This window comes from Clostridium cochlearium (assembly GCF_900187165.1).
GTDB lineage: Bacteria > Bacillota > Clostridia > Clostridiales > Clostridiaceae > Clostridium_G > Clostridium_G cochlearium.
In genome coordinates this window covers 1,087,558-1,101,715 of sequence record NZ_LT906477.1, presented here as the reverse complement: position 1 = coordinate 1,101,715, position 14,158 = coordinate 1,087,558, and the positions used below count along the sequence as shown (strand labels likewise).

General features: G+C 30.0%; 11 protein-coding genes. All 11 read right to left on the bottom strand.

Annotated elements, in window-relative coordinates; translation table 11 throughout:
* Positions 1-92: 92 nt before the first annotated feature.
* The 11 genes from rny to rpsO all read right to left on the bottom strand — a co-directional run bounded on the left by rny (position 93) and on the right by rpsO (position 14,089).
* Positions 93-1,616: a ribonuclease Y gene (gene rny / locus CKV72_RS05315; RefSeq protein WP_413814371.1), complete on the bottom strand. Its 1,524-nt coding sequence runs from the start codon at positions 1,614-1,616 to the stop codon at positions 93-95.
* Between the two features lie 427 nt (positions 1,617-2,043).
* Positions 2,044-3,099, bottom strand: a complete 1,056-nt coding sequence (gene recA, locus CKV72_RS05310; protein WP_168943609.1) for a recombinase RecA — start codon at positions 3,097-3,099, stop codon at positions 2,044-2,046.
* Between the two features lie 431 nt (positions 3,100-3,530).
* Positions 3,531-4,094, bottom strand: a complete 564-nt coding sequence (gene pgsA, locus CKV72_RS05305) for a CDP-diacylglycerol--glycerol-3-phosphate 3-phosphatidyltransferase (protein WP_089864250.1) — start codon at positions 4,092-4,094, stop codon at positions 3,531-3,533.
* The gene (gene rimO / locus CKV72_RS05300; RefSeq protein WP_089864247.1) at positions 4,078-5,412 is read right to left on the bottom strand and encodes a 30S ribosomal protein S12 methylthiotransferase RimO; all 1,335 of its coding nucleotides are present in this window, start codon (positions 5,410-5,412) and stop codon (positions 4,078-4,080) included. The genes pgsA and rimO overlap by 17 nt, the downstream gene beginning before the upstream one ends.
* 11 nt (positions 5,413-5,423) lie before the next feature.
* Positions 5,424-7,670 carry a DNA translocase FtsK gene (locus CKV72_RS05295; RefSeq protein WP_089864244.1) on the bottom strand — a complete coding sequence of 749 codons (2,247 nt, stop codon included), beginning with the start codon at positions 7,668-7,670 and terminating at the stop codon, positions 5,424-5,426.
* 298 nt (positions 7,671-7,968) lie between these two features.
* Entirely contained in the window at positions 7,969-8,646 is a 678-nt protein-coding gene (locus tag CKV72_RS05290; RefSeq protein WP_089864241.1) for a ClpP family protease, read from the bottom strand.
* Between the two features lie 62 nt (positions 8,647-8,708).
* Positions 8,709-9,914 carry an aspartate kinase gene (dapG, locus tag CKV72_RS05285; protein ID WP_095177690.1) on the bottom strand — a complete coding sequence of 402 codons (1,206 nt, stop codon included), beginning with the start codon at positions 9,912-9,914 and terminating at the stop codon, positions 8,709-8,711.
* Between the two features lie 16 nt (positions 9,915-9,930).
* A complete protein-coding gene (locus CKV72_RS05280; RefSeq protein ID WP_095177689.1) occupies positions 9,931-10,206 on the bottom strand; it encodes a YlmC/YmxH family sporulation protein in 276 nt (91 codons plus the stop codon).
* 62 nt (positions 10,207-10,268) lie between these two features.
* On the bottom strand, positions 10,269-11,531 hold the full coding sequence (locus CKV72_RS05275) for a M16 family metallopeptidase (protein ID WP_095177688.1): 1,263 nt from the start codon (positions 11,529-11,531) through the stop codon (positions 10,269-10,271).
* Positions 11,532-11,594: 63 nt separating this feature from the next.
* Complete coding sequence (locus tag CKV72_RS05270) at positions 11,595-13,712, bottom strand: polyribonucleotide nucleotidyltransferase (protein ID WP_095177687.1); 2,118 nt, start codon at positions 13,710-13,712, stop codon at positions 11,595-11,597.
* A 113-nt stretch (positions 13,713-13,825) separates the two neighbouring features.
* Positions 13,826-14,089 (bottom strand): 30S ribosomal protein S15, encoded by a 264-nt coding sequence (gene rpsO, locus CKV72_RS05265; protein WP_089864225.1) that lies wholly within the window; start codon positions 14,087-14,089, stop codon positions 13,826-13,828.
* Positions 14,090-14,158 lie beyond the last annotated feature (69 nt).

Below are 14,158 nucleotides of genomic sequence, written 5' to 3'. Positions count from 1 at the left end.
CTTATTTATATTCTACACATAATGAAAAAATCCTCTTAATTTTGTAAAATTACTATGAATTTACAAGATTTAGAGGATTTTATTTTCTAATTTTATTTAGCATACTCGATGGAACGAGTTTCCCTAATTACATTTACTTTAATTTGACCAGGGTATTCTAATTCATTTTCTATGGTTTTAACTATGTTCCTAGCCATTTCATAAGACCCTGCATCATCTACTACTTCTGGTTTAACTATTATTCGTAACTCTCTACCCGCTTGAATGGCATATGACTTTTCTACGCCTTCATATGAATTTGCAATCTCTTCAAGTTTTTCTAATCTTTTAATATAAGCTTCTAAAGTTTCTCTTCTTGCTCCAGGTCGTGCAGCTGAAATAGCATCTGCAGCCTGAACTAATATTGCTTCTATAGATTCAAATTCTTCATCTCCATGATGGGCAGCTATTGCATTTACAACTATGGATGACTCATGATGCTTTTTAGCCACTTCGGCTCCTATAATAGCATGTGGTCCTTCCATTTCATGGTCAACAGCCTTTCCTATATCGTGAAGTAATCCTGCTCGCTTAGCTAAAGTAGGATCCATTCCCAATTCTGAAGCCATTAAGCCTGCTAAGTAAGATACTTCTATAGAATGTTTCAAAACATTTTGACCATAACTAGTTCTATATTTTAACCTACCTAATAGTTTTATTAGTTCTGAATGAAGTCCATGTACACTTGTTTCAAAAGTAGCCTGTTCTCCTTCTTCTCTAATATTAGTTTCAACTTCTTTTTTGGCTTTTTCCACCATTTCTTCAATTCTGGCTGGATGAATTCTTCCATCCATAATTAGTTTCTCTAGAGCTATTCTAGCAACTTCTCTCCTTACAGGATCAAACGCTGAAAGAATAACTGCTTCAGGTGTATCGTCTATTATTAAATCCACACCTGTTAAAGTTTCAAGCGTTCTTATATTTCTACCTTCTCTTCCTATAATTCTTCCTTTCATTTCATCATTAGGAAGATTTACTACATAAACTGTGGTTTCTGCAACATGATCTGCTGCACATCTTTGAATAGCATATGTAGTTATTTCTCTTGCCTTTTTATCAGCCTCTTCTTTGGCTTTTGTTTCTACCTCTTTAATTAACATTGCGGTTTCATGTTTAATTTCTTTTCTTACTTCTTCTAATAGCATTTCTTTAGCTTGTTCTGAAGTTAATCCAGAAAGCTTTTCTAGTTCTTCCCTTTGTTTTTCATATAAATTTTCTATATTATTTCGTTTATTCTCTAATTCTTGTTGTTTCTTATTTAAGCTTTCTTCCTTCTTTTCTAACATGTCACCTTTTTTATCAAGTGTTTCTTCTCTTTGTATTAATCTTCTTTCTAATCTTTGGATTTCATTTCTTCTGTCTCTAGACTCTTTTTCAAAATCATTTCTGAGTCTATGCATCTCTTCTTTTGCTTCAAGTATGGCTTCTTTCTTTTTAGATTCAGCCTCTCTTTTAGCATCTTCTATTATATTACGTCCTTTTTCTTCTGCATTTGAAATTTTAGCTGCAGATACATTTTTTCTGATATAATAATCAACATATATAGCTATAACTGCTACTATAATAGTCGCTACTATATAATACGCTAAGTTCAAATGAGCACCTCCTTTGCTTTTTTTGTGTTTTAACAATCTATTGCTGATAAATACAAAAGCTTAGAAAGTGTCATAATTTATTCAAATGGACTAACTTTTTTGCTAAACCAGATTTTGTCTTTATTTTATATTAATTTTTTTATTATGTCAAGTTATAAAAAAGCTTTAAAAGCTTTTTTAATGAACAACTAACAGTGAACAATGAATAATTATGGACATTTTTTCTCCTCTGTCGTTACGAAAAAAATTTAATTTTATAGTTTTTACATTAAGCAGTTCTTAACTAAATAAGCGATGTTTAGCGAAGCAAACGAGCCTACAAAATAAAATTAAAGATTTTCTGTAGTGAAACGGAAGAAAATCCTCCTAAATTGTTCACTATTCATTATTAGTTGTTCACTGAAAAAGGTTACTCTTTATCTTCCTTTTTATCTTCTTTTTTCTCGTCTTTTTCTGCTTTTACATTATTTTTTACAAGTGGAAGACCATATTTTTCTCTTATAGTATTTTCTATTTCATAAAGTAGTTCTGGATTATCTTTTAAAAATTGTTTTGCATTTTCTCTACCTTGACCTAATCTTACATCATTATAGGAAAACCATGAGCCACTTTTTTGAACTATTTCCTCTTTAACACCTAAATCTAAAACATCTCCTGTCCTTGATATACCCTCATTGTACATTATATCAAATTCAGCATTTTTAAAAGGCGGTGCTACTTTATTTTTAGTTATTTTTACTCTAGTTCTGTTTCCTAAGAATTCATCACCTTGTTTTATAGAATCTATTCTTCTAACATCTAGTCTTACACTAGAATAAAATTTAAGTGCTCTTCCTCCTGGAGTAGTTTCAGGATTTCCAAACATTATTCCAACCTTTTCTCTTAATTGATTTATAAAAATAGCTACACAATTGGATTTGTTTATAGATCCAGCTAATTTTCTAAGAGCTTGAGACATTAGCCTTGCTTGTAAACCTACGTGAGAATCTCCCATTTCTCCTTGAATTTCCGCCTTAGGTACTAAAGCTGCTACAGAGTCCACAACTACTACATCTATAGCATTAGACCTAACAAGAGCTTCTGCTATTTCTAGCCCCTGTTCTCCTGTATCTGGTTGAGAAACTATTAAATTATCTATATCAACTCCTAGTTTTCTTGCATAGGAAGGATCTAAGGCGTGCTCTGCATCTATAAAAGCTGCAACTCCTCCTTCTTTTTGAGCTTCTGCTATTATATGTAATGCCACAGTAGTTTTACCTGAAGATTCAGGACCATATATTTCTACTATTCTTCCCTTTGGAACTCCCCCTATACCTAAAGCTATGTCCATTCCAAGACATCCTGTTGATATAGCTTCTATATCCAATACATTTTTTTCACCAAGCTTCATTACAGAGCCTTTACCAAATTGCTTTTCTATTTGTCCCATAGCTGCTTCTATGGCTTTTAATTTTTCTTTATCCATAATAATCCCTATTTAAGGGTCACCATCCTTTCTATAATTCGAACATCTGTTCTAATTATAACTTAATTAATTACTTAGGTCAACCCGATATTAATGAACAACTAACAGTGAATAGTGAATAATTATGGACATTTTTTCTCCTCTGTCGTTACGAAAAAAATTTAATTTTATAGTTTTTACATTAAGCAGTTCCTAACTAAAACAAGCCATGTTCAGTTTGCTGAACGAGCCTACAAAATAAAATTAAAGATTTTCTGTAGTGAAACGGAAGAAAATCCTCCTTAATTGTTCACTATTCATTATTAGTTATTCACTGAAAAAGGTTATTCACTGAAAAAAGTTGTTCATTAAATAAAGGTTTTCTGACCTAAGGAAGAAAACCTTTATTTTGTATTATTGACAAATATATTTTTTTAAAACAGTTTTAATAATTATTTATCTATTTTTATAGCTTCTTTATTTTTCACAAAATAATCTATACCAGATATAATAGTTATGATAACTGCAGCTGCCATAGTTATAGTAGTAAGTGTAGAAATATAATTACTTGGAATAGATAATATATTAATATTATTTAAATCTATAAGTGCTACTACAATAGCCACAATTTGTGTAACGGTTTTTGCCTTTCCTAAAGGACTTGCAGCTATTACTATACCCTCAGCAGCAGCCACCGCTCTAAGACCTGTTACAGCAAATTCTCTTGCTATAATAACCATGGCAACCCAAGTAGAAATAACTTGTAATTCTACTAATGATATCAATGCTGCTGTTACCAATAGTTTGTCTGCTAAAGGATCCATAAATTTTCCAAAGCGTGTTATTTGATTTCTACTCCTTGCTATATAACCATCTAGTTTGTCTGTAAGTGCCGCTATTATAAATATAGCAGTAGCTATAGTTTTTCCATAAGGTATATCCTTAACCGCTATAAAAATCAAAAAGATAGGTACTAAGAATATTCTTATTATAGTTAATTTATTTGCAAGATTCATCACATACAACTCCTATTAGATCATATTCTAGGTTTTCCAATATCTTTACATTTACCATTTCACCTACATTTAATATTTTATCACATTTAAAATAAATTGCACCATCTATTTCCGGTAACATTTCATGATTTCTTCCAATATAATATTCTCCATTAAAATTATCTACTATGACTTTATATACTTTATTAACTTTACCTGCATTAACGTTTTTAACTATATCTTGTTGTATTTTCATCAATTCTTCTCTTCTTGTTTCTTTTATTTCATCTAAGATTTGATCTTCCATTTTTGACGCTGCAGTTCCTTCTTCTTGAGAGTATTTAAAAACACCTAAATTTTCAAATTTAAATTCTTCTACAAAATCCTTAAGTTCTATAAAGTCTTCCTGTCTTTCTCCTGGAAAACCCACTATTAACGAAGTTCTTATAGTCATATCTGGGATTATTCTTTTAATATCTTTTAAAACTTTTGTAATTAATTCCTTATTTCCTTTTCTACCCATTCTTTTTAACACATAATTACTTATGTGTTGTATAGGTATATCAATGTATTTACATAGCTTTTTATTTCTAATAAATTCTTCTATTAGTTCCTCTGTTATATCTTCTGGATAACAATATAAAAGTCTTATCCATTCTACACCTTGTATTTCTTCTAATTTCTTTAAAAGTTCTGGTAACATTTTTTTACCATATATGTCTAATCCATATCGTGTAGTATCCTGTGCTACTACTATTATCTCTTTTACACCCTTTTGGGATAAAGCTTTAGCTTCGTTTATTATATCTTCTATTTTTCTACTTCTGTATTTTCCTCTTATTTTTGGTATCGCGCAGTAAGTACAGAAATTGTCACAGCCTTCAGCTATTCTTAAATAAGCATAATGCTTTGGTGTAGTTAATACCCTATTTCCTTCATTTATAACTGTATCACTATAGTTACAGTAAATAGACTTCTCACCTTTTTCTATAGATTTTTTAACAGCCTCATTAAGCTTATCGTAATCATTTACTCCTAGCATTACATCCACTTCTGGAAGTAATTCCTGTAACTCTTCTCCATATCTTTGGCTTAGACAACCAGTAACCACTAATACTTTACAGTTATTATTTTTATAATTTGCCATTTCTAATATTGTATCTATGGACTCCTTTTTAGAGTCCTCTATAAATCCGCAAGTATTTACTATAATAACATCTGCTTCTTTAGGATTATTGGTTATTATGTTCTCTTTTCTTATTTCATTTATCATTATTTCAGAATCAATTCTGTTTTTGTCACACCCTAAGCTAACTATTCCATATTTTATCTTTGTCATTTTATTCCTCCTTAAACAATGTCATCCTTGCTTATTAATACCTGTCTTGGTTTGCTTCCATCTCTTTGAGATATAATGCCCCGCTCTTCCATTTGGTCCATTATTCTAGCTGCCCTATTATAACCTATTCTCAACTTTCTTTGCAATAGAGAAGTTGAAGCCTGATCTACTTCTACTACAATTTTTATAGCCTCTTCTAAAAGCTCATCTCTATCTTCATTATTTATTTCAATTGAAGTGTTTATCTCATCTATTATACTATCTTCATATTCTATTTCACCACATTGTTGTTCTTTTATAAAGGTTACTACCTTTTCAACTTCCTCCTCAGATATAAAGGCACCTTGCACTCTCATAGGTTTTGATTCTCCTGATGGATAAAAGAGCATATCTCCTTTTCCTAATAACTTTTCTGCACCTGACATATCTAATATAGTTCTTGAATCTATTTGACTTGAAACTGCAAAGGAAATTCTAGAAGGTATATTAGCCTTTATAACTCCTGTTATTACATCTACAGAAGGTCTTTGAGTGGCTATAACTAAATGCATACCAGCAGCTCTTGCCATTTGAGCTAGCCTTCCTATGTAATCCTCTATATCATTAGGACATACCATCATTAAATCCGCTAACTCATCTATAACTATAACTATTAAAGGAAGCTTTTCTCCTTCCTTACCTTTTTTAAGCAGTTCATTATAACTTTCAATATTTCTTACATTGTTTTCTGCAAATAATTTATATCTTCTAGTCATTTCATTTACTGCCCAATATAGAGCACCTGCCGCCTTTTTAGGCTCTGTAACTACAGGAATAAGTAAATGTGGTATATCATTGTATATATTAAGTTCTACTACCTTAGGATCTACCATAAGCAATTTTACATCTTCAGGAGAGTATTTATATATTAAACTTATTATTAAAGTATTTATACAAACACTTTTACCAGAACCTGTAGCCCCTGCTATTAACAAATGAGGCATTTTACTTAAATCTGATACAACACAATTACCAGCTATATCTTTTCCTATAGCAAAAGCTAAGTTTTTATTGCAATTTTTAAATTCATCAGAATCCAAAACCTCTTTTAAATAAACCGGTGTTAATTCTCTATTAGGAACCTCTATTCCCACAGCTGATTTTCCAGGTATTGGAGCCTCAATTCTTACATCTTGAGCAGCTAAATTTAAAGCTATATCATCTGCTAAATGCACAATTTTGCTTACTTTAACACCAACACTTGGTTGAAGCTCAAATCTAGTTACGGAAGGCCCTTTTGTTACCTGAGTCACTTTGGCCTCTACTCCAAAACTTGATAAAGTTTCTTCAAGTTTATTTGCATTGCTAAGCAGTTCTTTTTTATCTTCTTTTTTTAGTTTTATGGATTTATTATCCTTTAATAAATTTGAAGAAGGGAATTCATAATCTATGTTTTTTAAAACGGATTTACTCATCTCCTCTTCTAATTCTTTATTTATATCCTTTTCTTCTGGAATATTATTATTAATGTTATTTTGTTTTTCTATAGACTTATTTTCTTTTATTTCCACATTATCTTCTACATTAGTGTTTTTTATAAAATCTATTATTTTTATTCTATTGATCATTTTTTCTTCTGTTTTTTCATCTGAATCCTTAACCTCTGTAAATTTAATTTCATTTTGAGCCTCTTCTTTTATTTCTATATTTTTTTCTTTCCTCCTCTTTTCTTTCTTTACTTTTAACTTACTTATTATACTGTATAAAGATATTTGGCTTATTAATAAAAAGGATATAATATATATAGAAATAAATATTACAAAAGCTCCCCATTTTCCAAAGAGCTTATATAAAGGAATATCTACCAAATATGAAATTACTCCTCCATGTAAGAAAAACTCTGAATTATAAATATCCAAAATTCCTTCTAAAAAACTTCTATCTATACCATTTGTAATTATATCCCCCATATGTAAACAAAATAGTGTATTAAAAATAAATAAAACTATTCCATAAAATTTCCCACTATATGTTACTTTGCCTTTTTTAATTATTAAACATATGCCTATAAATATTATAAAAAATGGGAATATAAATGCACCTAATCCAAAAATAAAAATAAGAATTCTCTTTGACATTTTTCCAATAATTCCTGAATTCGAAGAGGACATAACACTTATAAGTGCAAGTACGCCTATAGTTATAAATAATATCCCTTTAATTTCAGCATCTAATTTAACAGTATTTTGATTTTTATTCTGCTTTTTTCTCTTTGCCATTCTATCCCTCCCCCTTTAGTTAGTGAATAATGAACAATGAAGAATGAATAATTATTGTATACAATCTTTATGTTCAACTTTGCTAAACAGTTTTTTCATAGTACAACTATCTTTAACAAATCTAATAAAATTAAAGCTCTTCTGACGTCAGGAAGAAGAGCTTCCTTAATTGTTCATTATTCATTATTAGTTATTCATTAAATAAGGCTGTTCGTTAAATAAGGTTGTTCACTATTATTTTACATATCCTTGCAATGCTTGTCTATACTAAAAATGGCTATAGGTTATATACCCATAGCTATTTTGTTTTATCTTCAATTAGTTCTTCTAGTTTATTAAGAGCTTCTTTAATACCACCTATTTCATCAATAAGCCCACATTCTACAGCTTCTTTTCCTATTAAAATTGTTCCCATATCATTTAACAAATTATCTGTTTTTATCATCATATCTTTGATAGTTTCTTTATCCATTTTAGAAGTTCGTACTATAAATTCTATAATTCTATCTTGCATTTTGTTAAAATACTCAAAGGTTTGAGGAACTCCTAACACCAATCCATTCATTCTAATTGGATGTACTATCATAGTAGCTGTAGGGGATATAAATGAATAATTTGAAGCAGTAGCTAATGGAACACCTATAGAATGCCCTCCACCTATAACTAAAGAAACTGTAGGTTTACTAAGGCTTCCTATCATTTCAGCTATAGCAAGACCTGCTTCTACATCTCCTCCTACTGTATTTAAAATGACTAGCACCCCTTCTATTTTATCATCCATTTCAATATTTACTAATTGTGGTATTACATGTTCATATTTAGTGCTCTTATTTTGAGGTGGTACAGCTACATGACCCTCCACTTGACCTATTATGGGCAAAACATATATTCTATCATCAGTTCTTGGAAGTTCCAATGCCCCTAATTCTTTTATATTTTGCAAATTATTTTCTTGTGGTTTTTCTTCATTTAACATAAAAAATCCCTCCCTATGTACAATTTTATTTTGTACATAAGAGAAGGCTATTATACTCTTTTTTATTTATTATTAGATAAATTAAATGCATTGTGCAATGCCTTTATGGCTTTTTCTGTATGAATATCTTCTACTAAGCACCATATTGTAGCATGAGAATCCGCTGTTTGTAATACTTCTATATTTTCATTCATTAAAACATAAAGTATTTTTGCCATTACTCCAGGAATTCCTCTCATTCTACTTCCTATAATAGCAATTTTACTGCAATTATCTGTATAAGAATATTTTAAATTAAGTTTATTCATTATACTATTAAATTTTTCAAAGTCTTTTCCATCAATAGTAAATATGTTCTCTTTTGGAAATACATTAATTAAATCTATACTTATACAGTTTTCCGCTAATATATCTAATATTCTAAAATAATTTTCATTTCCTTCATTTTCCTTAAGTTCTATTTTTATTTGAGTTCTATCATTGGTATGAGTAATTCCTGTTATTATATTATCTAAACTCAAATCTCCTATATTATTTATTAAAGTTCCATCACAATTAGTTAGGGTATTCTTTATTACTACAGGAATATTTTCATTCATTGCTATCTCTACTGCCCTTGGATGTATAACCTTTGCTCCTTCATGTGAAAATTGGAAAGTTTCATTATAGCTTATCTCTTTTATTAAAGTGGCATCGGAAACTATCCTTGGATCTGCAGTCATTATTCCATCTACATCTGTATATATTTCTACTTTTTCTGACTTCAATGCTCCTCCAAGTAAAACCGCTGTAACGTCACTTCCACCTCTACCTAAAGTAGTTATAAATCCATTTTCACTAATTCCTTGAAAGCCAGCTACTATAGGAATTTTATCTTGTTTTACTATATCCAATATTTTATCACATTCTAATTTTAATATAGAAGCATCTCCATAATTATCATCTGTTAAAATTCCTGCTTGTCCTCCTGTTAAAGGCACTGCCTCTATATTTTTAGATAAAAGTTCATCAGCCATAACAACAGTACTTATAACTTCTCCACAGCTCATTAAAAGGTCCATAGCTAAATCATTCTTCTTTATTTTATCACTAACTAAAGATAGCAATGTATCTGTTGCATAAGGTTCACCTTTTCTCCCCATAGCAGATACAACAACTACAGGACTATATCCTGCCTTTTTAGCTTTTATTATTTTTTCTACAACTCTTTGTCTTCTTTCTTTAGTAGAAACAGAAGTACCTCCAAATTTTTGTACTATTATTTTCATAATGTTCCTCCCTACTTTATATACGGCTCTTTTTTAATGTGGACTCCTCTATATCTATAATTATAGTTCTAGTTCCTATTTTTTTTACGTACTCCCAAGGGACTTCAAAAAATTCACTTTTCCCTAAGAATGAAAATTTATTCTTTGTACTAGCTATTATTAATAACTTAAAATTTCCTTCTTCATCTATTATTACGTCATTATTACCTAAAAAATTATATTTTTCACCATTGCTAATATTTATAATTTCAAATCTTTCCATTTCACTGTATCTTTTTACATTTTCAGACATATCGAAACCTCCATAATATATTTCTATTTAACTTTATGAAATATATTATGAATATATTACTATTAGAGAATGTTGTTCATTAAATCATTAACGGTTTCCATATCCATATCTTCTCCTACAAAAGCAGAGTTTACCATGCCCTTATTAAAGATATTTTCCTTTACTCTATTGATACTTTCTCTATCTATTTTATCTATCTTTTTAATTATATCTTCTGGTTTATTTATTCTATTTAAGAATAATACAGATCTTCCATTGCTAAACATTCTGCTGCTAGTACTTTCAAGGCCTAAGATATAACTTCCCTTTAAGCCTTCTTTTCCCTTAATAATTTGTTCTTTTGATATATTATCTTTAAAAAACTTGTGTAATTCCTCTATAATAAGTTTTAAAACCTCAATAGAATATTTAGAATTTAGTCCTGTATATATATTCACCACTCCTGTGTTATTATAGCTATTTACATAGGAGTATATAGAATAACACCTTCCTTTTTCCTCTCTTATTTTCTGAAATAAGAGAGACGAAGTTGAACCTCCAAATATATTATTTAACAATAATAAAGTATACATATCTTCATTGCCAATTTCAAGTCCCTGCATACCTAAATTCATATGTAGTTGTTCTATTTCTTTTTTTCTAAAAAAGTGGTTATTTAAAATATCTGGTGTAGAATATAATACAGGCTTTTCTTTTAAAGATTCCCAATGTCCAAAGTAATTTTCTATTAATTTATATATATTTTTATCAAAATTTCCCGCTATGGATATAACGCAGTTTTCAGGAGTATAGTGAGTTTTTAAATATTCTATAATATCATTTCTAGTAAAAGCTTTAACTTTTTCACTTGACCCCAATATAGGAAGCGATATCGGGTCATCTCCCCATGCTGCTTTGCTATAAAGGTCCACTAGTACATCTTCTGGTGAATCTTCATTCATACTTATTTCTTCAAGTATAACGCCCTTTTCTAATTCCATATCTTCTTCATCAAATTTACTATTAAAAATCATGTCTGATAATATATCTAATGCAATATCTAAATGGGTATATAAAAGTTTTATATAATAGCAGGTAGCTTCCTTTCCTGTAAAAGCATTTATATGACCACCTAAATCTTCTATGGTTTTTACAATCTCTTTTGCATTTCTATTAGCAGTTCCCTTAAACATCATATGTTCTATAAAATGAGAAATGCCATTATTATCTTCACTTTCATTTCTAGATCCATTTTTTATCCATAGCCCTATACTTACAGATTGAACATAATCTATTTTCTCTAAAGCTACCCTTAGTCCATTGTCTAGGCTATATAGCTTATACATAAGTACCTCCATAAATGTTATAATATTCTATTAAAAAATAAAAAGGCTCAAAGCCCTTCTATTTTAATGTTTATTTTCTTTATCTTTTTCGTTTTCTTCTTTCTTCATTGCATCTCTTCTTGAAAGATTTATTCTTCCTTGATCATCTATATCTGTTACTTTTACTAATATTTCATCTCCAACTGAAACTACATCTTCAACTTTATTAACTCTTGTAAAGTCTAATTTGGAAATGTGTACTAGTCCTTCTTTTCCTGGAAGTATTTCAACAAAAGCTCCAAAATTAGTTGTTCTAGTAACTTTACCTAAATAAATTTCTCCTGCTTCTACATCTCTAGTTAAATCATCTATCATTTTTAGTGCTCTATCTGCTCCAACACTATCAGGAGACATAACATATATTTTTCCATCTTCTTTTATGTCTATTTGAACACCAGTTTCTCCTATTATTTTGTTTATTGTTTTACCACCGGCACCTATTACATCTCTTATTTTTTCTGGGTCTATACTCATAGTATAAACTCTTGGAGCATAAGGTGAAAGTTCTTTTCTAGGCTCTGGTATGCATTCTTTAATCTTTCCTAATATATATAATCTTGCATCTCTTGCTTTTACTAAAGCTTGTTTTATACAATTATCTGATAGTCCACTTATCTTTGTGTCTACTTGTATAGCAGTTATTCCCTTTTCTGTGCCTGCTACTTTAAAGTCCATGTCTCCAAAGAAATCTTCTATACCTTGTATATCAGTTAAAATTTCTTCTTCTGTTAAATCATCGCTAGTAACAAGTCCCATAGCTATACCTGCTGCAGGTCTTTTAATAGGTACTCCTGCATCTAATAGAGCTAATGTACTTCCACAAACACTTGCTTGAGAAGTAGACCCATTTGAACTTAAAACCTCAGATACAAGTCTTATAGTATATGGGAATTCTTCCTCAGATGGTATTAAAGGTTCTAATGCTTTCTCCGCTAAAGCTCCATGACCTATTTCTCTTCTACCTGGTCCTCTTAAAGGTCTAGTTTCTCCTACACTATAAGATGGAAAATTATAATGATGCATATATCTTTTGAATTCTTCATCTTCTATACTATCTAGGATTTGTACATCTGCTAAAGGTCCAATAGTTGCAGCTGTCATTACTTGAGTTAATCCTCTAGTAAACAATCCTGTACCATGAGTTCTTGGAAGTAATCCCACTTCACAGCTAATTTTTCTTATTTCATTAAAAGCTCTTTCATCTGGACGTCTTTTTTCTCTAAGTATCATATTCCTTACTACTTCTTTTTGCATTTTGTATATAGCTTCTGAAATATCTGAAATATTATCTGGATATTTTTCTTCAAATTCTTCCATTACTTTTTCTTTTACTTCATCTATTTTTTCGTTTCTAAGATCTTTATCTGGAATATACATAGCTTCTTTAATCATAGGAAATGCAAATTCTCTTACTTCTTTTTCTATTTCTTCGTCTACTAAATATAATACTGGTTCTACCTTCTCTTTTCCAAACTTTCTCATTGCTTCTTCTTGAAATTCTATTATCTTTTGGCATTTCTCAAAACCAAATCTTATAGCCCTATACATTGTATCTTCATCTATTTCTTGGGCACCTGCTTCAATCATCATAACTCTTTCCTTTGTAGCGGAAACAGTTAAATTTAAAATGCTCTCTTCTCTTTGACTTTGAGTTGGATTTAATATGAATTCATCATTTATTAAACCTACGGAAACATTAGCTACCGGAGTGGTAAAAGGTATGCTAGATAGGCATAGAGCTAAAGATGCTCCATTCATAGCTAATATATCTGGTTGATTATCAGATTCCACAGACAATACAGTACATACTATTTGAACATCATTTCTATAACCTTTTGGAAATAAAGGTCTTAATGGTCTATCTATAGCCCTAGCATGTAATATAGCATTTTCTGTAGGTCTTCCCTCTCTTTTTATAAAGCCTCCTGGTATTTTCCCAACAGAATAAAGTCTTTCTTCATATTCTACACTTAATGGAAAAAAATCTATTCCATCTCTTGGTTCTTTAGATGCATTTGCATTTATAAGAACCACTGTATCTCCATAACTTACTAATATAGCACAATCAGAAAGCATTCCAACTTTTCCATATTCTACTTTAAGAGTTCTTCCTGCTATATCAGTTTCAAGTACGTGACTCATAGTTTACCTCCTTTTGAAACCATAATCTTAATTTAAACTAAAATTAATTTTATGTATAAAATACATTGTTTAAAACAATAGAGCGGTCAAAGCCGCCCTATTACTAAAAATTATTATTTTCTTAATCCTAGTTCTTTTATAATTGCACGATATCTTTCTATATCTTTTTTTTCTAAGTAATTTAAAAGACCTCTTCTTTTACCAACCATCATAAGAAGTCCTCTTCTAGAATGGAAATCTTTCTTATGAACTTTTAAATGTTCATTTAAATGATTTATCCTTTGAGTTAATAGTGCAATTTGAACTTCTGGAGAACCTGTATCTCCTTCGTGTCTTGCATGTTTGTTTAATATTTCTTGTTTTAATGCCTTATCCATTAATGTTACACCTCCAATTGTATTATCCCCCTAATCCATGACTACCGACGGCAATACAGTAATCGTAGA